The organism is Oryzibacillus soli (assembly GCF_051594765.1).
Lineage (GTDB): Bacteria > Bacillota > Bacilli > Paenibacillales > NBRC-103111 > Paenibacillus_AR.
Genome location: NZ_JBPPGJ010000009.1, coordinates 51,894 through 71,921 on the forward strand (window position 1 = coordinate 51,894; position 20,028 = coordinate 71,921).

Here is a 20,028-nt window from a genome sequence, read left to right on the forward strand (position 1 = left end):
TTAACCAATTGTTGCACAGGGGAGAAGACGCTATGAAGATGAACGTAAGCAAGCCCGATTCCGCGGCAATTCGAAGCCTGCTCCGGCTGTACCTGGTCATGAGCCTGGACGGATACGCGGGACGAACCGCCTATGAGATCGCCGAGGAAGCCGTTGGCGGAGGCGTTACCGTGATCCAGCTCCGGGAGAAGGATCGGCCCTGGAGGGATGCGCTGCCAGAGGCGCGAAGGATCCGGGAGCTGTGCCGGCTCAAGGGGATCCCCTTTATCGTGAACGACCGGGTGGACGTAGCGCTGGTTCTGGACGCAGACGGCGTCCATGTAGGTCAGGATGATCTTCCTGGTAAAGAAGCGAGGGCATTGATCGGTCCGGACCGAATCCTCGGCATATCGGCCGGTACCCTGGAGGAAGCCCGTTGGGCCGTGGAGCAGGGGGCCGATTATCTGGGTGTGGGGGCCATCTATAACACTGCCACCAAGGCGGATGCAGGTCCCGGCATCGGAGCGGGGCTGCTGACGGAGCTGAAGGAAGCCTACGGGCTGCCAATGGTCGGCATCGGAGGCATCGGACCGTCGAATGCCGCGGAGGTCCTCCGGGCAGGCGCGGACGGCGTAGCAGTGGTGTCGGCCATCACCCGCCAGCCGAATCCGAGGGAGGCGGCCGAAGCGCTGCGGGCCGTCGTGGACAGAGTGAGCCAAGGAACACGATAGTTGATTTCTGAATATAACCTAACCGGGGCCGGGAGGCTTAGGGTTAGGTTTTTTTTCCAATCATAAATTATTCGGCCCTGTGGACACTAAGAAAGGCTTCCGAAGGGAAGAGGTTTGGCGGACCACTTCCGCCGGCTCCCGGCGAAGACTATATGTTCAGCCCATCTAAAGGAGGATTTCCCAGTGTATCAGTCCCAACAGTTCCACACATCCAACTACCGCGGGAACCAACAAGGCCACGACAGCTACCTGAGAGCCGATTCTCAATCTCCCTCCAACTTTGGCACTCAAAACGTTACCTCCCAATACCGCGGGATTCAAAAAACGTTCCAGCCGACCGGCATGGTGAACTCCGTATACGGCCAATCCGGATTCAACCAGCAGCCGACCAGCTCTTTTGGCGGCAGCTACAGCACCTCTACCGGGACCCAAAACTACCATACCGCCAACTACCGTGGCGATCAGCAGGGCCATGACAGCTATCTGCGCGGCGACTCCCGCCAGCCGTCCCAAAGCCAATACAGCGGCGCATCCAACCTGGGCACGACGGGCTTCAGCACATCCGCTTACAATCCTTCCAATACTTACAACACCGGCAGCTTCGGCAATGCGGGTGTTTCGACCTATAACCAGAACCAATTCGTATCTCCGGAGTCGTACCATACCTCCAACTACCGCGGCGACCAGCAGGGTCATGACAGCTACCTGCGCGGCGATTCCCGGCAGCCGGCCCAGAGCCAATTCGGCATCGGCTCAAGCGGTACGACCTTCGGCAATGTAGCCACCTCCAGCTACAATAACGTAAATGCCAACATCGGAACCTCCACCTTCGGCGGTGCCGGCTTCGGAACCTCCAACCTGGGCGTATCCAGCTTCGGCACCTCCAACTATAACAACAGCTCGTTTGCTCCCAGCAATATCGGCACCTCTTCGTTCGGAGGAGGCAGCACCAGCTTCGGTCAAAACCAGAATCAATTCGTCTCTCCGGAGTCGTACCACACCTCCAGCTACCGCGGGGACCAGCAGGGCCATGACAGCTACCTGCGCGGCGATTCCCGCCAGCCGGCCCAAAGCCAATTCGGCGCAGGCATGACCAGCGGCAGCTTCGGCTCCTTCGGCGGCAACCGTTTCTAAAATATTCGACGCGCAAGCACACTCATGAGCGGGCCGCAAGGCTCGCTATTCTCTTTGGGAAGGGGATGAGAACATGACCGAAACCACCCAAGACCGCAGCCTGATTGCGGACAAGGAGCTTCACTACCTGAAGGACTACCTGTCCTGGGAGCTGCTTGCCATGAAGAAATGTGCGGATACAGCCAATCAAGTCCAGGACCAGGAGATGGCGAATCTGGTTCGCCAGGTCGGCAAGAAACACCAGGAGCACTACAACACGATCTTGAACCAGCTCAAATCCTGAATTTAACCGAGAGGAGGGTCATCCATGACCGTAGAAATCGCCATGCCCAAGCCGTCCACCGAGCCGGTGGTCAAGGGGCCGGAGTTCAATGACCGGGACCGGATCAACGACATCCTGGCAATGGAGAAATATTTGACCGCTGCCTACAACACCGGCCTGAACGAGATGCAGAATCCGAAGCTGCATGAAACCGTGCAAGGCATTCTGAGCGATACCCATAATACGCAATTCCAGGTGTTCGACCAGATGTGGAAGAAGGGCTGGTACAAGATCGAAGCGGCGGACAAGCCGAAGATCAGCCAAACCTACGAGCAGTTCAACAACTACAAGACCCAGTTCCCGTTCCAATAAGGAACGGCCGGGCGCTTCCCTTGCGGAAGCGCCTTTTTTGACGGAACCTGCTGCAAAAGAATCGGTTACAACCTTTGACAAACCGGGGGGGCAAGCTATACCATTCAATATAGAATCTTCGAAGGGAGAGCCCCTGTATGAATTGGATGGGCTATTTACAGCAGCTGGGCCGTTCTTTGATGCTGCCCACCATGGCGCTGCCCGTCGCGGCAGTCCTGCTCTGGCTGGGGGTGATGCCCTGGCATGCCCTGCATATGGATCAGGTCGGCGACCTGCTGCAGTATTCGGGCAAGCTGATTATCTTGTATTTGCCTTACCTGTTTGCGGTGGGCGTGGCCATGGGCCTGACGGACAACGGCGGAACGGCCGGCATGTCCGCTCTGCTGTCTTATTTCCTGTTTACCCAGATATCGGCCCGATTCGCCGGAACGGAGATGCAGTTCGGCGTGTTCGGAGGTATTTTGATCGGCATTCTGGCAGCGTTCTCTTACCGCCGGTTCCGGTTTATCCAGCTTCCGGAGTATATCCAGTTTTTCGGCGGACCCCGGTTTGTGCCCTTATTCATGAGCTTCGTCACCATCTTCTTCTCCGGACTCATGGTTTATATCGGACCCTGGCTTCAGACGGCCTTCGGCGCCATCGCCACCTTCCTGTTATCCCTGGACGGCTTCGGAGCCTTCGTCTACGGCGTCGGCTACCGGCTGTTGGTCCCCTCCGGGCTGCACCATATTCTGAACAACGTCTATTGGTTCCAGCTGGGGGCTTACCAGACGGCGGACGGCACCATGGTCTACGGAGACATCCCCCGGTTCTTCTCGGGTGATCCGACGGCGGGCACCTATATGGCGGGCTTGTACCCCATTATGATGTTCGCTCTGCCGGCCGTGGCCTTCGCCATCATCCAGGAGGCCCGGGAGGACCTGAAGCCGAAGATCCGTGCCACTTTCCTTACGGCGGCGCTGGCCTCCTTCCTGACGGGCGTGACGGAGCCCATCGAGTTCGCCTTCCTGTTCGTGGCGCCGTTCCTCTTCGTCATCCATGCGGTCCTCTCCGGGGCCGCTATGTGGATCGCCTATGCACTGGATATTCATCACGGTTTCTCCTACTCGGCGGGAGCCATCGATTTCGTTATTAATCTGCACTTGTCGAAGCATGCATGGATGATCTTCCCCATCGGGATCGTGTACGCTGGGATCTATTACTTCCTGTTCCGGTACGCCATCGTGAAGTTCCAGCTGCCGACGCCCGGACGGGAGGAGGGCTCCACCATCGATGAGCATGCGGGGGATATCCCGTACCGCTCGCCGCTCATCCTTCAAGCCTTGGGCGGCAAGAACAACATCAAGACCATCGAGGCCTGCATCACCCGCCTCCGTCTGACGCTGTCCAACGACAAGCTGATGGATATCAACGCCCTGAAGCATCTCGGTGCCGCCGGGGTCATCCGGCTGGGGGCCGGCAATGTCCAGGTCGTCTTCGGCACCTTCTCGGAGCTGATCCGGGAAGAGATCGTCCGCATTACCAAGAAGGATCTCCACCAGGTGCTGTTCAACTCGCCCATGCAGGGCCGGATGATTCCCATCGAGGATGTGCCGGACCAGATCTTCTCCAAGAAGATCGTCGGCAACGGGGTCGCGTTCATTCCGGAACGGGGCGAGCTGGTTTCTCCGGTGAAGGGTACGGTCACGCTGCTCTATCCTTCGCTGCACGCACTGGGCATTACGACCGCGGACGGGCTGGAGGTGCTCCTGCACGTCGGCATCGATACCTCCCAGCTGAACGGCAAATACTTCACGGCGTACGTGAAGCAAGGGGACCCGGTGGAGCCCGGGCAGCTGCTCTTGAAGTTCAACCTGAACAAGGTTAAGGCCAACGCCAAGTCCTTGGCCACTCCCATGCTGATCACCAATTCGGATCGGGTCAAATCCTGGAGCTTCGCACCGTTCAAGTCCGTGAAGCAAGGGCAGGCCTCCGTGATGTCCGTCATCTTGAAGGAAGAACTACTTGCGGTGGGAGGTCAAGCCAATGGTTAAAGGATTCGGCGGGTCGTCGGGAATCGCCATCGGGAAGGCCTTCGTCATGCCTTCTTGGGAGTGGGAGCTGACGGACAAGATGGTGGACGTGGCGGATCTGGCCATCGAGTTCGAGAAGCTCTACGAGGGCATCCGCAGCTCCAAGAGCGAGATTGAAGGCATCAAGCAGGACATCTCCGATCTGATCGGAGAAGAGGAATCCAACATCTTCAACGCGCATCTGGCCATTCTGGAGGATCCGATCTTCATGAATGAGATACAAGGTCTGATGCAGCGCCAATTCAAGGCCGCCGAGGTGGCCGTGAAGGAAACCATCGACAAGTTCGTCAACATGTTCGATCTCTTGGACGACGATTACATGAAGGAGCGTGCAGCCGACATCAAGGATGTGGGCAACCGGCTTCTGAAGCATCTGCTCGGAGAATGGCAGGGGACCGTCACGCCGACGGATAATCCCTACATTCTGGTGGTGAAGGAGCTCTCCCCCTCCCAGCTGGCCAATCTGGATGCCGGACAAGTGCTCGGCGTCATCAGCATGCTGGGCGGTCCCACCTCCCATGCCGCCATTATGCTCCGGGCCATGGGCATTCCCTTCGCCATGGGCATGGAGGGTAAGCTGCCCCACGCCATCCAGACGGGGGATACGGTTATCATCGACGGAGACGAGAGCGTGGTCATCATCGATCCGGAGCCGGAGCTGGTAGCCGCCTACACGGTCCGCAGAGACCGGGCGGCAGCCCATCGGGAGCGGCTCAAGGAGATCGCCCATGTGCCTTCGGTGACCCTGGACGGCAAGAGGGTCGAGCTCCGGGCCAACATCAGCTCCGCCAAGGAGCTGGAGCTGGCCATCGCCAACGGAGCCGCGGGAGTCGGGCTGTTCCGCACCGAATTCCTCTACATGGACCGGACCACGCTGCCGAAGGAAGAGGAGCAGTTCGAGGTCTACCGGGAGGCGGCCGTGAAATTGGGCAAGAAGCCCATCGTGTTCCGGACGTTGGATATCGGCGGGGATAAGCCCGTCGGCTTCCTGTCATTCCCGCAGGAGGACAATCCGGCGCTGGGCTACCGGGGAATCCGGATCTCCCTGGACCGCCGGGATCTGTTCAAGACCCAGCTGAAGGCTCTGCTCCGGGCGGCTGTGTACGGGGATGTACGGATCTTGTATCCTATGATCTCCTCGATCGGAGAGCTGCGGAGAGCCAATGAGATTCTGGAGCTGGCGAAGAAGGAGCTGCAGAAGGAGGGTCACCCCTTCAAGGCGGACGTGCCGGTTGGCATCATGATCGAGGTGCCTGCTGCGGTGGTCATTGCGGATCTGCTGGCGGAGGAGGTGCAGTTCTTCAGCATCGGAACCAACGACCTGATCCAATACGTGCTGGCGGTGGACCGGATGAACGAGACGGTATCGGCGCTGTATGATCCGTATCATCCGGCCATCCTCCGCTTGCTCAAGCAAGCGGCGGACGCCGCTCACCGCAAGGGAATTCCGGTCAGTGTCTGCGGGGAGATGGCGGGAGATCCCGACGCCATGCCGCTGTGGCTCGGGCTGGACATCCGGGAGCTGAGCATGTCGGTCCAATCACTGCTCTCGGTGAAGGAGAAGGTGCTGAAGAGCGATACGGCGCACGGCGCCGAATTCATCCGCGAGGCGCTAAAGTGCGTGACCTCGGAAGAGATCCGCCAGGCCCTAACTGCCGCACCTGTTGAGAAAAGCTGTATCCATCACAAGGAGGGGTAACGATGGAATTGTCCGGCAAGAAGATATTGGCGATTGTGGATGAAGAATTCGAAGATCTGGAGATGTGGTACCCCATCCTGAGGCTTCGGGAATCGGGAGCCCAGGTGGATATCGCGGGGCCGAAGGCGAAGACGGTATACCACGGCAAATACGGCGTGCCGATCACCACGGACTACGCCTTCGGAGACGTATCTTCCTCCGATTATGCGGGTTATTACGTCCCGGGGGGCTGGGCCCCGGATAAGCTCCGCCGCTATGCGGACGTGCTGCGTCTCACCCGCGAATTCCACGAGGCCGCCAAACCTATCGCTCAGATCTGCCATGCAGGCTGGGTTCTGATCTCCGCCAAGATCGTGCGCGGCTACACCATGACCTCCACTCCAGGCATCCGGGACGACCTGGAGAACGCGGGCGCCGTATGGGTGGATGAAGAGGTGGTGGTGGACCGGAACATCGTATCGGGACGCCGTCCTCCGGATCTGCCGGCCTTCACCAAGGCGTTCGTCGAGGTGCTGGCGGGGACGTACGGCCGATGAGAGCGTTGTGGAGAGGGGGGCCGCCGGTTGCGGTGATGGCGGCCATCTTCTTTTTCAGCTCCAGGACGGGGGATGACTTGAATACGCTCCTGCCCTTCTTTCAGAAGTGGTTCCCCTCCATGGCAGGTTTCGACTGGGGACACTTCGTCGCTTACTTCATCCTGGGATTGACGTTCGCCTGGATGCTGTCCGACGGTCCGCCGGGCTGGCAGGCTATGGTCTCCGCCGTTCTGCTCTCCGTGCTGTACGGGCTGACGGACGAATACCACCAGCGGTTCGTTGCGGGCAGAATGTCCGACTTGAAGGACCTGCGCAATGACGGGATCGGAGCGTCAATCGCCATGCTGCTTCTGTGCATCCCTGCGATCCGGCGGCTCTACGTCAGGCTCCCCCACAAGCTTAAGACAGGCGGCCAATAACAGTGTGGTGCCAATAAATACTAGCCCTTCACCGGAAGGAAAACGGTTCGCCGGGTCGAATTATTGGGAGGTGAAAGCCTCTCGGTTCCGGCTTTCCTTTTTTGGACGAAGGAGTTGGTTTTGTTGCTCAAGCAGTGCAAATGCGGCCGTGATATGGGCGTCCGGCTGCGTACCGTCATCTACCAGAACAAAGTGGAAATCGATCACGTTCCGGTATTCACCTGTGACTTCTGCAACCGCAGCGAGGTTCTCCCAGGAGTCAAGCCGGAGCTGACCAAGCTGATCGGGGAGTTGGGCGCCAAGCCCGAGAAGATGCGTCTTCGCTTCGACGAGCAAAGTGAGCTGGCCCGTCTCATGCAGATGGTGACGGACAAGGAGCGCCGTCATGAGCCGGTCGGGCATATCCTGGAGGAACGGATCAACGAGCTTCTGGACATGCTGCTGTTGGCTCGGTCTCTGGGCGATGAGCCTTGGGCGGAGGATGTGATGGCCCGCCTCTCCCAAATTTCGACCCATGCTGTACATGCATACGAACTTAAATCCTAAGGCTTCCGCCGATTCAACCAACCGCATAGGCAGCACCGAAGAGCCAACAGTGCGCTGTTGGCTTTTTTGTCGATCTTTTGCTAGTATAGAAGGGATGAAAAGGAAATCATTTGCAGGGAGGTTGCCCCATGGCACAGGTCCGGGAGCTCAAAGACGTGAAGGATTGGAAGATGATGCTGGAGTGCTCCTCCGGCAAGCCGGTCATGCTCCTGAAGCACAGCACACGCTGTCCGGTCAGCGCGGAGGCTTACGACCAGTTCATGAAGCATGCGGGGAAAGAAGCCGAGACCGACGTGGAATACGCGCTGGTGCTGGTGGTGGAGCACCGTCCGGTGTCCAACTCCATCGCGGAGGATCTGGGCGTCCGGCATGAGTCGCCCCAGGCCATCTTGATCCGCGACGGCCAGGCCGTGTGGAATGATTCCCACTGGAGAATAACGGCGGAGATGCTGAAGGAACGCATCGGCGCTCTATCATGACCGGTTATGAAAAAGGTGCGGCGGATTTTCATATTACCGTTGCACCATGATCTTATTTATCGTATCATAGCGTTATCATACGGGAACGAAAAACTATTTATAAATGGAGAGAGCGAATGTGACGGTAACGATCTATGATGTTGCACGAGAAGCCGGAGTATCCATGGCCACCGTTTCCCGGGTAGTGAACAACAACCCGAACGTGAAGCCCCAAACGAGGAAGAAAGTGTTCGAGGCGATCGAGCGGCTGGGGTACCGCCCGAATGCGGTTGCCCGCGGACTCGCCAGCAAGAAGACCACGACGGTCGGCGTCGTCATTCCCGATATATCCAACGCCATCTTCGCCGAGGTTGCCCGTGGTATCGAGGACATCGCCAACATGTATCATTACAATATCATTCTCTGTAATGCGGACAAGCGCAAGGAGAAGGAAATCCGGGTCATCAACACCCTCTTGGAGAAGCAGGTGGACGGACTGCTCTTCATGGGCGGCAACGTGACCGAAGAGCATATGCAAGCGTTCCAGACTGCTTCGGTGCCGATCGTCTTGTGCGGAACCACGGTGGAAGGGGATTCGATGCCCGCGGTAGATATCGACCACGAGAAGGCGGCTTATGATGCAGTGAAGCTCCTGATCTCCAAGGGTCACAAGCGGATCGGCATGGTCAGCGGAACGCTCCAGGATCCGAATAACGGCTTCTCCCGGTATAACGGCTACAAGCGCGCCTTGGAGGAGTCCGGCCTTCCGTTCTCGGAGGAGCTGGTTCGGGTCGGCAACTACAAGTACGAATCGGGTATCGACGCCATGAAGTATTTCCTGGAGCTGGCCGACCGTCCGACCGCAATCTTCGCTGCAACGGACGAGATGGCCATCGGCGCCATTCATGCAGCCCAGGACGCCGGATTGAACGTGCCCGAGCAGATCTCGGTCATCAGTGTGGACAACAGCCGGATGGCGTCCATGGTACGGCCTCTGCTGTCTACCGTGGCCCAGCCCATGTATGACATCGGAGCAGTATCCATGCGTCTGTTGACGAAGCTGATGAATAAGGAAAACGTGGACAAGGGCAAGATTACCCTGATGCACGAGGTTATCCAGCGCCAATCCGTAGCGGAATTGGCCTGATCCTATCGGATGGACAAGCTCCCGCAGCGGAGCTTGTCTTTTTTTAGGGAGAGGGGGAATTGAGGATGAGCTACCGGACGGTCGGAATCATCGGAGCGATGAAGGAAGAGATTGATCTGCTGGAGCGGCAGATGGAAGTAGCGGAGGTCTGCACGAGGGCGGGAATCGTGTTCATCCGCGGGCGCTTCCAAGGCAAGGATGCGGTGGTGTGCAAGTCCGGCGTGGGGAAGGTGAACGCGGCGGTCACGACCCAGCTCTTGATCGATGCCTTCGGCGCCGAGGCGGTGATCTTCACGGGCGTGGCCGGAGCCTTGGATCCGGAGCTGGAGGTGGGGGATATCGTCGTATCTGTGGACTGCGTGCAGCATGATGTAGACGTCACCGCACTCGGCTTCCCGAGAGGCACGATTCCATTCCAGGAGACCTCCGTTTTCACCGCGGATCCGGATCTTGTCCGTCTTGCGGAGGAGGCCGGACGGAAGCTGTTCCAAGGGCGCGCCAAGGCGGGAAGAGTGCTCTCGGGAGACCAATTCATCGCGGATAAGGCGGCGGTGGCGGGGCTGCGGGAGAGTCTGCAGGGCGCCTGCACGGAGATGGAGGGTGCTGCAGTAGCCCAGGTCTGCCACATGAACGGGATCCCGTTCGTGGTGATCCGCTCCATGTCGGATAAGGCGGATGGCTCGGCGCATGTAAGCTTCGCGGAATTTACGGTACTGGCCGCCAACAACTCCTATCGCATCGTGGAAGAGATGATGAAGGGACTCTAGAGCTCCGGAGCCGGAGGTGCTGCCGGACACAGCCAAGACCCGTTCTCCTGTGGGGAACGGGTCTTGGCTGTGTCCGGGTTACGGCGCGGGAGGAAGATATTGCAGCGCCAGCTCCAGGGAACGCCGGTTTTTCTCCGTGATCTCCGTACGCCGGGGCATCGGCTCCCAGCTGCCGGCCGGGTCCAGCCAAGTGGGGGGCAAGGGCTCCCGGCTATGAGGCTGCCAGCGGCGAAGCCACTCCTCGGGCAGCCGGAATCCCGGATCCTGCCGGAGGAGATCGGGCAAGGGATGACCGATCATCTCGAGCCACAGCAGGCTCCAGGCGCGGGGGACGACCCGCCAGATGTCGTAGCCGCCGCCGCCCAGAGCCACCCAACGTCCGCCGCAGTAGCGGTGGGCCAGACGGTGGATCAGTCGGGGCATGGCCAGATAAATATCCATGCTGCAGTGGATGTGCGATAGAGGGTCATAGGCATGGGCGTCACAGCCGTGCTGGGAGAGGATCAGATCGGGCCGGAAGGCGGCGGCTGTCCGCTCCAAGGCTTCGCCGAAGCACTCCAGCCAGGAGGCGTCCTCCGTATAAGGCTCTACCGGCACGTTGATGCTGAAGCCGAAGCCCTGTCCGTCGCCTCTCTCGTGCACGAAGCCTGTTCCGGGGAACAAGTATTTGCCGGTCTCGTGGATGGACAAGGTGCAGACGTCGGGATCCGAATAGAAGGACCATTGGACGCCGTCCCCGTGATGCACGTCCGTATCGATGTAGAGCACTCGCGCTCCTGTGGCGGCCCGGACGGCGGCGATGGCGACGGAAGCGTCGTTGTATACGCAGAAGCCGGCCGCTTGGCCCGCTAGGGCATGATGCAGTCCGCCGCCCAGATGCAGGGCATGGAGACATTCGCCGTTCATGACGGCCAGCGCCGCCTGTACCGTGCCGCCGGCAATCCGGGCCGACGCCTCGTGGATTCCGGGGAAGAAGGGGGTGTCCTCGGTAGTCAGCCCATACTTCTCGGCATCCTTCAGAGCGCCTTCATCAGGACTGTCCCCGCTCAGGGCTTCGACGCAGCGGACATAACCCTCCTGGTGGACCCGAAGCAGGTCTGACGGTGTGGCTACCCTGGGAAGTCGAACCGCTTCAATAGGCAGGGCGCCCAAGGAGCGGAGCAGGTCCGAAGTGATCTCCAGGCGGTGCTGGTTGAACGGGTGGTGCTCGTGAAACCGGTATTTCAGCTCCTCGGAGCCATAAATGTATAAGGAAGCATGCTCCATCGCTAACGTATCACCCCCGCCTTCAGTACATAAACCGCTGTCTGAACCGGACCCGGTCGAACTGCTCCACGGATGACAGCGGCACGCGCTTGCCGATGCGGACCATGAGGCAGTTGGCCGGATGGGAGCAGATCTCCGGATCGTCCGTGGCAAACCAGACCATGTCGACGCTCTTCATGAGCCGCTCCATCATGCCCCGGTATTCAAAGACGTTCAGGCCGCTGCCCTTCAGATCCCAGTGCCAATAATATTCCGTCGTGAACACGATCAGGTTCTCCATCTGTCCGCCGGCGAAGGCCGTCCGGATCATGCGCTTGCCGAGGGAGAGTCCGCGGTAGGCATCTGCCACCTCGATGGCGCCCAGCTCCACCAGATCCTCCATACCGCCTTCGGACCAGCGTTCCAGCTCATCGGGGTAATGGAACGTGACGTAGCCGATGACCCGGTCATGGTCCCGGGCCACGATGATCCGGCCCTCCGGAAGTCCGGCGATCTCCACCAGTGCCTCCATCTGCTCCGCAGGGGGGCGGAACGCATCCAGATCCGGATGCAGAGTCCAGCCGGCCAACGTTTCGGAGGGCACGGGGCCTTCTATGTGAATGGTGCGTCCTTGTGCTTCGATCGTTTCGGAATGAAACCGCTTGATATGCTCCATAGGGCAGCTCCTTTTAGAAACCGGATGCGTGATCCATGCTACCATCATAAACAGGTGCGGCTCCGAATAAAAGGAATAGGCGAAAGAATTTTCCTGTGCTATAATAGGTTTCGGTCACAAAATGTTCATATTGCTATCATAGAAGGTTCTTGACATTTCTTCAATGAAAATCTTAAAAGCGTTTACATTCCACTCATTCATAAGAGGCGCAGGGAGGGAGATTCAGGTGATTCAATCCAACGAAGACATCGTCAAACCGGTAGCGACCGATAGCCGCCTGGGGGATTATGATTCGGCTCGGGCGGCCTTCGATTGGCAGGAGGTGGAGAAGGGCTTCACCTGGTTCGAAACCGGTAAAGTGAACATGGCCTATGAAGCGATTGACCGTCATGCGGAATCCGGCCGAAGGGATAAGACCGCGCTGATCTACAGCGATCCGTCCCGGGAGGAGACCTACACCTTCTCGGATCTCAAGAAGCTGACGAACCGTTTCGGCAATGTCCTGAAGGGTCTCGGTATCGGCAGGGGGGAGCGGGTCTTCATCTTCATGCCCCGAACCCCGGAGCTGTACGTCGCCCTGCTGGGCTCTATCAAGGCGGGAGCCGTCGTCGGTCCCTTGTTCGAGGCCTTCATGGAGACGGCAGTCCGGGACCGCCTGGGCGACAGCGAAGCAGTGGCCATCGTGACGACCCCGGCCCTGCTGTCCCGGATTCCCGTCAAGGAGCTGCCTCATCTCCAGCACGTGATTCTGGTCGGCAAGGAGCTGACGCTGGCCGAAGGGCAGACGGATTATTACGCCGCCATGGAAGCAGCCTCCGAGGAGCTGGAGCCGGAATGGCTGAGCCGGGAGGACGGACTCATCCTGCACTACACCTCCGGCTCCACCGGCAAGCCGAAGGGCGTCTTCCACGTGCAAAACGCCATGATCCAGCATGCTTATACCGGGCGTGTGGTCCTGGACCTTCGCGACGATGACGTCTATTGGTGCACCGCCGATCCGGGATGGGTGACGGGGACCTCCTACGGCATCTTCGCGCCATGGCTGAACGGCGCCACCAACGTGGTACGGGGCGGCCGGTTCAGTCCCCAGGACTGGTACAGCACCATCGCCAAGTACAAGGTGACGGTCTGGTACAGCGCACCGACCGCCTTCCGGATGCTGATGGGAGCCGGCGACGAAGCGGTCAAGGCGGCCGACCTGTCGTCGCTCCGCCATGTCTTGAGCGTAGGGGAGCCGCTTAATCCGGAGGTCATCCGCTGGGGCTTGAAGGTATACGGCCAGCGGATCCACGACACCTGGTGGATGACGGAGACCGGCGGCCAGCTGATCTGCAACTATCCGTCCATGGACATTCGGCCCGGTTCCATGGGCAAGCCGCTGCCGGGCATTACGGCAGCCATCATCGACGATCAGGGACGGGAGCTGCCGCCGTACCGGATGGGCAATCTGGCCATTAAGACCTCCTGGCCCTCCATGATGCGCAAGATCTGGAACAATCCGGCCAAGTACGACGAATACTTCCGGATCCCCGGCTGGTATGTGTCGGGGGATTCTGCCTACATGGATGAAGACGGCTATTTCTGGTTCCAAGGCCGGATCGACGACGTCATCAACACCTCCGGTGAACGGGTGGGCCCCTTCGAGGTCGAGAGCAAGCTGGTGGAGCATCCGGCTGTTGCGGAAGCAGGCGTCATCGGCAAGCCCGATCCGCTGCGGGGGGAGATCATCAAGGCGTTCATCTCCTTGCGTCAAGGCTATGAGCCCTCCGACGCCTTGAAGGAGGACATTGCCAAGTTCGTGAAGGTCGGTCTGTCGGCCCATGCGGCGCCGCGGGAGATCGAATTCAAGGATAAGCTGCCCAAAACCCGGAGCGGCAAGATCATGCGCCGTGTCTTGAAGGCCTGGGAGCTGAATCTGCCGACGGGGGATCTGTCCACGATTGAGGATTGACCGCATCGTGGGCCTTCTAGGAAGAACCGCACCGTGTTCCGGCTCATCAGCCGTCCGGTGCGGTTTTTGTCTTTTCTGCGCATGGAACGGACAATCCGGGCCAAAGTATAGGCATAGCGCCGATATCACGTATGAGGAAGGAATGACCATGGGAGAGAATCTGCTCTTGGAGCTGACGGATTTCGTCCGGGAATTGGAGTCCAAAGAAGCCTCCACCGTCTACACCGTGCCGCCAGAGGTCCTCCAAGCCGTCAAAAAAGCCAGATCACTGGAAAAGCTGCTGCATGAAATCTTCGTCCAAGCAAGCGGCAGCGGAGGGATCCATCTGCACTCCGTCCTCCGAAGAGAGTTCGGCATCCGATCGGAGCTGATGGACAAGTTCGGTCAATGGGTGCCCTTCAGCAAGGATCAATTCGAGGAGGAGCTGCATGATGCCATCGACCGGGCGGAGATCCGGGCGGGCAATCAGGGGGTGTTTTTCGCCGGAACCCCCGGCCGAGCGGAAGCGGCGGAGGCTCTGGAGCTGTTGAAAGGGATTGCCCATTCGGCGGTCACCGCCCAATTCCGGCGGAGAACGGGAGATGCCGCGCCTTATGTGGATATTCTGGAGCGGACGCTTCGGTTCTACGGCCTGCCGAACACTTATCCCGAGGGGAACGAGGCCCAATACCGGACCCTGATCTCGGAAGAGCGCCTCCGTGCCCTGGCAGGTGGGGAGGAGACCATCACCGAAGCTTTGAAGGAGACAGCCCGGGCTTGGTACCGGCAGTCCGGGTTCACGTTCCTGGAGACCCGGCAGGGAACCTTTTCCCACGAGGAGGTTCCTCACCTGCTCTACGCCTTGACCGCAGATGGGAGGCGGAAGCTGCAGCAGGATTATATCCGGCATATCGAGGAGGAATACCGCCAGGTTCGGCGGAAGCCGGACCTGCACCGGGCCCATCTGCTGCTGGAGATGCTGAAGGACGTGCTCCGCTGGCCGGTGACAGAGGACTAGCCTTGTTTTCCAGACAACATCCGTGCAGACCGAAAAAGGCTGAACCCAGAAGGGTCCAGCCTTTCTTTCGTCGCCTCGTCCGTCGAACCCGAATCAAGGCGTCTTCTTATAGTGCACCGTCTTCCCGGGAGGGGATTCGCCGGCGTCGTTCGCGGCGGTAATGCGGTAGTAGCCTTCATCGGAGGCGGCATAGTACATGAATTCGGTGCCGTTGGAGGTTCCCAGCTTCTTGTAGGTGCCGTTCTCCTTGTCGCTCGTATAGATGGTGTAGAGCTTCACCTTGTCCTCGGCGGGATTGGCGTTCCACGACAGCTGAATGGAGACGCCCTTCGTCGTAATCTTCAGACCGGCCGGAGCGGCAGGGACGGCCGTTGCGCCGCCGGAGGAACCGGGCTTGGAACTGGCGCCGCTTCCCGTACCGCCCGGGAGTCCTCCCGGCAGCAGGTCGGTGCCGGGAAGCCCTTGTTTGGCCGGATCATTCACGTCCCGGACCTGACCGTCGGCGGATGCGGATTTGCCGGGGACGCTCTCGCGGCCCGCCACATCCACGGCGGTGACGTAATAACTGTACCGGCCTCCGCCGGACGGCGCATCCTGGAACACCGGATCCTGACCGGTCAGCAGCACCTTGCCGCTTACCTTGGCGAACGGTCCTCCGTCCGCGGAGCGGTAGAGCCGGTAGCCGATTATGTCGGGTGCCGATACCGGCTGGAACGTAATCCGGTTCCCGTCACCGGAGCGGGCAACCAACAGATTCTCCGGTGTGGCCGGTTGGGTGCCGTCGTCCGTCCGGGGATCCGTCTCGGAGGGCGCATCCTCATCGGCATCCACCGGTACGAAGCGATCCAGGGGCTTCTTCTTGTCCTCTGGCAGCTTCTCGATGGCATCCTTCACCTCGTTCAAGATCTTGGCGATGGACTTCTCGCGCCGGATGACCGTCTTCTCTTCCAGGAAGTCGTCCGGGGTGCTCGGCTGGGGAATGTAGTTCACCCCGTTGTAGGCGATGGTCTTCGTCTTGACCATGACGTCGTCCTCTTGGGTCGGCACGAATTTCTTGTTGAACAGATCCGTCACGGTTCTGCCCGCCGCTGCCGTCAGCTCATTCGGCAGCTTGCCGGAGACGCCGGATACGGACATCTCAATGATGTCCTGCGGCTTCTCGAACTGCTTCGTCGGGAACAGCTCAGGCCGCTTCTCGTAGGCCTCGTTCATGATCAAGGCCCAGACGCTCTTGGCCCGGTAGGTGCCGCCCGTATTCTTGGACAGCTTGTTGACCGGCTGATCGTAGCCGGCCCACACGCCTACGGTGATGTCCGGCGTGTACCCCATGAACCACGCGTCCGCATCGTCCTGGGTGGAGCCAGTCTTGCCGGATACGGCCACTTTCTTGTAGTACTTGAACTTGGTCATCAGGTCGGTGGCCGTGCCGCTGGTGATGACCGTCCGAAGCATATCCGTCATGAGGTAGGCGGTCTGTTCCGAATAGATCCGGGCCGGCTTGGTCTCATGCTGGAAGACTACCTTGCCTTGGGAGTCCGTGATCTTCTCGATCATGTACGCGTCGTAGAATACGCCCTGGTTTGGGATGGTGGTGTAGGCGTTGGTCATCTCCTCCACGGAGACGCCCTTGCTCAATCCTCCGATAACCCCCGTCTGCGCATTCATGTCTTCCTTGGTGATGGTGGTGATCCCCATCCGGGCCGCGTAATCCCAAGCCTCCTTGATGCCGACCTGATAGAGGAACAGCTTGATGGCCGGGATGTTGTAGGACTGGTTGAGCGCTTGCCGGGCCGTGATGAGGCCGTGGAATTTATAGTCCCAGTTCTCCGGCAGATGGACGCCCTTCTGGCCGTCAGGCAGAACGATGGGGACATCGTCGATGACGGAGCCGGGCTGGATGGCCCCTTTCTCCATGGCCGGTATGTACGCCGCGATAGGCTTCATGGTGGAGCCGGGCTGACGGTAAGCCTGAGTGGCGTGGTTGAGCTGCTCCGTGTAAAAATCCCGGCCTTCCATCATGCCCAGGATGGCCCCCGTCTTGTTGTCGATCATGATGCCGCCGATCTGCTCCAAGCCGTCCTTGCCCTTGTTCGGGAGGTCGGGCGAGAAGTTCTTCGGGTTCTTGGCGATCTCCTGCATGGTGTCGTAGATCGTCTTGTCGATGGTGGTGTAGATGTGGTACCCGCCTCGCAGAAGCTGGTTCTGCGCATCCTTCAGCGCCTCGGTATAAGCATTCTTCTTGCTCTGCGTATCAAGCTTCAGATCGGGGTACTGCACCTTGACCATCGCCTCGGCGGCCTTGCGCTCCACTTCCATCATCAGGTATGGATAGGTGGTGTAGGCCTTCTGCGAGGATTTGGCCAGCGAGCTCTTCAGGTCGAAAGCAAGAGCTTCATCATATTCCTGCTGGGTGATCTTGCTCTCTTCGAGCATACGTTTTAGCACCAGCTGCTGCCGCTTGACCGCTCGCTTGAAGCCGTCCGAATCGAACTCGCCCTTGCCTGTGAAAGCCGAATAGCTGCTGGGCAGCTGGGGCAGGCCGGCCAGATAGGCGCTCTGGGCGATGTTCAGCCCGTTCAGGTCATCCTTGTCGAAGAGTCCCTTGGCGGCGGCTTTGATGCCGTAGACCGTGTAGCCGCTGGAGCCGCTGCCGTACGGGATCTTGTTCAAGTAAGCCAGGAGGATCTCGTCCTTGGACAGAATGCGCTCCAGCCGCACGGACAGGATGATCTCCTTGAACTTCCGGGTTATGTCCCGGTCCAAGGTCAGGAACACCCGGCGGGCTAACTGCTGGGTGATGGTGCTGCCGCCAGTCTGGACCTCCTCGTTCAGGACCTTCTGCTTGGCGGCCCGGAAGACGCCGTTGAAGTCGAAGCCGAAGTGCTTGTAGAAATCCTTGTCCTCGATGGCCAGCGTGGCATCCAGGAGCTTCTGGGGAATATCCTTCAGCTCGGCGAGCCGGCGGTCCTCCTCGGTGCGCAGCTGCCCCACGGGCGTAGCGTCGTTAAAATACACGAAGCCGGTCACGATATTCTCCCGGATCTGCTCCTGAATCTCCTGCCGGGAGCGGACGGGCTCGTCTTTCAAGACGGCGGCCAGGTAGCCGAAAGCGGCGCCGCCGGCCATGAAGCCGGATACGATAGCTCCGATGAGGAGCCATTTGACGGTGAAAAAGATGATTAGACCGGTTCTGCGGATGGCGGGCCTGCGGAAAAAAGCGGCGATCCGCCTCCAAATGGATGGGGTCATTCAAGCTCCTCCTGTACATGGTGGCCTGTAATCAGGCGTGGAAGGGTCCTTAGAGGACTGCTTTCATTATACCGAATCCGGTTTGACTTTTCCAAGCCGGGTATGATATAAAATAGATTAAATTGTCTAAACCCCATAGCAGCAAAGCGAAGATGGGCCGGTCCGCGAAGGACCGAGTAGGCGGTGCACATTGCTTTTCAGAGAGCCGGCGGTTGGTGGGAGCCGGTACATGTGCAGCAGGCTGAATTACGGTCCGGAGCAGGGGAAGGGAACGGCGCTTAAGAGCCCAGTAGCTTCCGCACGGGATATTCCCGTTATCCGACAAAGTGAAGACGTTCTTCGTTCCGGGAGCGGCGGGTCTCAGAGCTCGAGCCGGCTGTGATCGGGATCGGCGTCTTAATTAGGGTGGTACCGCGAGATAAGAGCCTCTCGTCCCTTTGTGGACAGGGCTCTTTTTTATTTTATTCGAGAGGGAGATGCGTTCGATGAACATCCTGCAGGATTTGGAATACAGAGGATTGGTCTACCAGACGACGAACCGGGAGGAGCTGGAGAAGAAGCTGGAGACGGAGGCCGTCACCCTGTATTGCGGCTTCGACCCGACGGCCGACAGTCTTCATATCGGAAGCTTGCTTCCGATTCTGACTCTTCGCCGCTTCCAATTGGCCGGGCATATTCCGCTGGCGCTTGTAGGCGGCGGTACCGGCATGATCGGCGATCCCAGCGGCCGCTCCACGGAGCGCTCGCTCAATACGTCGGACGTGGTGGATGAGTGGAGCCAGAGCATCAAGAACCAGCTGTCCCGTTTCCTGGACTTCTCCGAGAGCCGCGCCAACCCGGCTCAGCTCGTTAACAACTATGACTGGCTTGGGTCCCTGCAGGTCATCGATTTCCTGCGCGACATCGGCAAGAATTTCACGGTGAATTACATGTTGGCCAAGGATTCCGTGGATTCCCGGATCGAGAACGGAATCTCCTTCACCGAGTTCAGCTACATGATCCTGCAATCCTACGATTTCATGAAGCTGAACGAGACGAAGAACTGCTCGCTGCAGATCGGCGGAAGCGATCAATGGGGCAACATCACCGCAGGTCTTGACCTGATCGGACGGACCACCAAGAAGGTTGCCTTCGGCCTGACCATGCCGCTGATTACCAAGAGCGACGGCACCAAGTTCGGCAAGACCGCCGGAGGCGCCGTATGGCTGGATGCCTCCAAGACGTCCCCGTACCAGTTCTACCAGTTCTGGATCAATACGGATGACAACGATGTGGTGAAATTCCTGAAGTACTTCACCTTCCTGACTCCGGATGAGATCAGCCGGCTGGAGGAGGAAGTGCAGAAGCAGCCGGAGAAGCGGGAAGCGCAAAAGGTGCTTGCCGCCGAGGTGACGAAGCTGGTTCACGGCGAAGCAGCATTGGCGAGCGCCATTAACATCACCCAAGCCCTGTTCAGCGGCAACGTGCAGGAGCTCTCCCGCAAAGAGCTGGAAGAGGCGTTTAAGGATGTGCCCTCCACGACCGTGGAGGATGTGGAGATGGGCCTCGTGGACCTGCTGGTCGCCGCGAAGGCGGCTCCTTCCAAGCGTCAAGCCCGCCAGGACGTAGAGAGCGGCGCCGTTACCGTCAACGGCACCAAGGTTACCGACCTGGAAGCCAAGGTAAGCGGGCTGGGCCGCATCGGCGGTGCCCACCTGATCATCCGCCGCGGCAAGAAAAACTACTTCCTCGTCCGTCTGCCGGACTAAGAGGAGAGATGAACCCGCCGGAGCTTATCCGGCGGGTTTT

Annotated in this window: 18 protein-coding genes and 1 other annotated feature; of the genes, 15 read left to right on the forward strand and 3 right to left on the reverse strand. The window is 59.4% G+C overall.

Annotated features, from left to right (window positions below; all coding sequences use genetic code 11):
• Positions 1–32: 32 nt before the first annotated feature.
• The 12 genes from thiE (at position 33) to ACSEXW_RS13630 (ending at position 10,122) form a co-directional block, all read left to right on the forward strand.
• The gene (gene thiE, locus ACSEXW_RS13575; RefSeq protein WP_438446701.1) at positions 33–710 is read left to right on the forward strand and encodes a thiamine phosphate synthase; all 678 of its coding nucleotides are present in this window, start codon (positions 33–35) and stop codon (positions 708–710) included.
• A gap of 183 nt (positions 711–893) precedes the next feature.
• Positions 894–1,844 (forward strand): hypothetical protein, encoded by a 951-nt coding sequence (locus ACSEXW_RS13580; protein WP_438446702.1) that lies wholly within the window; start codon positions 894–896, stop codon positions 1,842–1,844.
• Between the two features lie 73 nt (positions 1,845–1,917).
• On the forward strand, positions 1,918–2,127 hold the full coding sequence (locus ACSEXW_RS13585) for a hypothetical protein (RefSeq protein ID WP_438446703.1): 210 nt from the start codon (positions 1,918–1,920) through the stop codon (positions 2,125–2,127).
• Between the two features lie 24 nt (positions 2,128–2,151).
• Positions 2,152–2,478 carry a spore coat protein gene (locus ACSEXW_RS13590; protein ID WP_438446704.1) on the forward strand — a complete coding sequence of 109 codons (327 nt, stop codon included), beginning with the start codon at positions 2,152–2,154 and terminating at the stop codon, positions 2,476–2,478.
• A 137-nt stretch (positions 2,479–2,615) separates the two neighbouring features.
• On the forward strand, positions 2,616–4,511 hold the full coding sequence (locus ACSEXW_RS13595) for a glucose PTS transporter subunit IIA (protein ID WP_438446705.1): 1,896 nt from the start codon (positions 2,616–2,618) through the stop codon (positions 4,509–4,511).
• Positions 4,504–6,249 (forward strand): phosphoenolpyruvate--protein phosphotransferase, encoded by a 1,746-nt coding sequence (gene ptsP, locus ACSEXW_RS13600; RefSeq protein WP_438446706.1) that lies wholly within the window; start codon positions 4,504–4,506, stop codon positions 6,247–6,249. The genes ACSEXW_RS13595 and ptsP overlap by 8 nt, the downstream gene beginning before the upstream one ends.
• A gap of 2 nt (positions 6,250–6,251) precedes the next feature.
• Positions 6,252–6,785, forward strand: a complete 534-nt coding sequence (locus ACSEXW_RS13605) for a type 1 glutamine amidotransferase domain-containing protein (RefSeq protein ID WP_438446707.1) — start codon at positions 6,252–6,254, stop codon at positions 6,783–6,785.
• Complete coding sequence (locus ACSEXW_RS13610; protein ID WP_438446708.1) at positions 6,782–7,204, forward strand: VanZ family protein; 423 nt, start codon at positions 6,782–6,784, stop codon at positions 7,202–7,204. Before ACSEXW_RS13605 ends, ACSEXW_RS13610 begins: the two co-directional genes overlap by 4 nt.
• A gap of 120 nt (positions 7,205–7,324) precedes the next feature.
• Entirely contained in the window at positions 7,325–7,750 is a 426-nt protein-coding gene (locus tag ACSEXW_RS13615; RefSeq protein WP_438446709.1) for a hypothetical protein, read from the forward strand.
• Between the two features lie 128 nt (positions 7,751–7,878).
• The gene (ytxJ, locus tag ACSEXW_RS13620) at positions 7,879–8,229 is read left to right on the forward strand and encodes a bacillithiol system redox-active protein YtxJ (protein WP_438446710.1); all 351 of its coding nucleotides are present in this window, start codon (positions 7,879–7,881) and stop codon (positions 8,227–8,229) included.
• A 118-nt stretch (positions 8,230–8,347) separates the two neighbouring features.
• Positions 8,348–9,355 carry a catabolite control protein A gene (gene ccpA, locus ACSEXW_RS13625; protein WP_438446711.1) on the forward strand — a complete coding sequence of 336 codons (1,008 nt, stop codon included), beginning with the start codon at positions 8,348–8,350 and terminating at the stop codon, positions 9,353–9,355.
• Between the two features lie 65 nt (positions 9,356–9,420).
• Positions 9,421–10,122 carry a 5'-methylthioadenosine/adenosylhomocysteine nucleosidase gene (locus ACSEXW_RS13630; protein ID WP_438446712.1) on the forward strand — a complete coding sequence of 234 codons (702 nt, stop codon included), beginning with the start codon at positions 9,421–9,423 and terminating at the stop codon, positions 10,120–10,122.
• A 78-nt stretch (positions 10,123–10,200) separates the two neighbouring features.
• Here ACSEXW_RS13630 and ACSEXW_RS13635 read toward each other — a convergent pair whose 3' ends face one another.
• On the reverse strand, positions 10,201–11,388 hold the full coding sequence (locus ACSEXW_RS13635) for an acetoin utilization protein AcuC (protein ID WP_438446713.1): 1,188 nt from the start codon (positions 11,386–11,388) through the stop codon (positions 10,201–10,203).
• Positions 11,389–11,410: 22 nt separating this feature from the next.
• Positions 11,411–12,043, reverse strand: a complete 633-nt coding sequence (locus ACSEXW_RS13640; protein ID WP_438446714.1) for a GNAT family N-acetyltransferase — start codon at positions 12,041–12,043, stop codon at positions 11,411–11,413.
• Between the two features lie 247 nt (positions 12,044–12,290).
• Here ACSEXW_RS13640 and acsA point away from each other — a divergent pair, with 247 nt between their 5' ends.
• Together acsA and ACSEXW_RS13650 are read left to right on the forward strand one after the other, a co-directional pair.
• Positions 12,291–13,994, forward strand: coding sequence for an acetate--CoA ligase (gene acsA / locus ACSEXW_RS13645; protein ID WP_438446935.1), 1,704 nt, complete (start codon positions 12,291–12,293; stop codon positions 13,992–13,994).
• 148 nt (positions 13,995–14,142) lie between these two features.
• The gene (locus ACSEXW_RS13650) at positions 14,143–14,991 is read left to right on the forward strand and encodes a hypothetical protein (protein ID WP_438446715.1); all 849 of its coding nucleotides are present in this window, start codon (positions 14,143–14,145) and stop codon (positions 14,989–14,991) included.
• Between the two features lie 93 nt (positions 14,992–15,084).
• Here the strand turns inward: ACSEXW_RS13650 and ACSEXW_RS13655 are convergent, their stop codons facing one another.
• The gene (locus tag ACSEXW_RS13655; protein ID WP_438446716.1) at positions 15,085–18,240 is read right to left on the reverse strand and encodes a transglycosylase domain-containing protein; all 3,156 of its coding nucleotides are present in this window, start codon (positions 18,238–18,240) and stop codon (positions 15,085–15,087) included.
• A 158-nt stretch (positions 18,241–18,398) separates the two neighbouring features.
• Positions 18,399–18,680 (forward strand) — a binding site (T-box leader).
• 45 nt (positions 18,681–18,725) lie between these two features.
• Between ACSEXW_RS13655 and tyrS the strand changes: the two genes are divergently transcribed.
• Entirely contained in the window at positions 18,726–19,988 is a 1,263-nt protein-coding gene (gene tyrS / locus ACSEXW_RS13660; protein WP_438446717.1) for a tyrosine--tRNA ligase, read from the forward strand.
• The last annotated feature ends 40 nt before the right edge of the window (positions 19,989–20,028 follow it).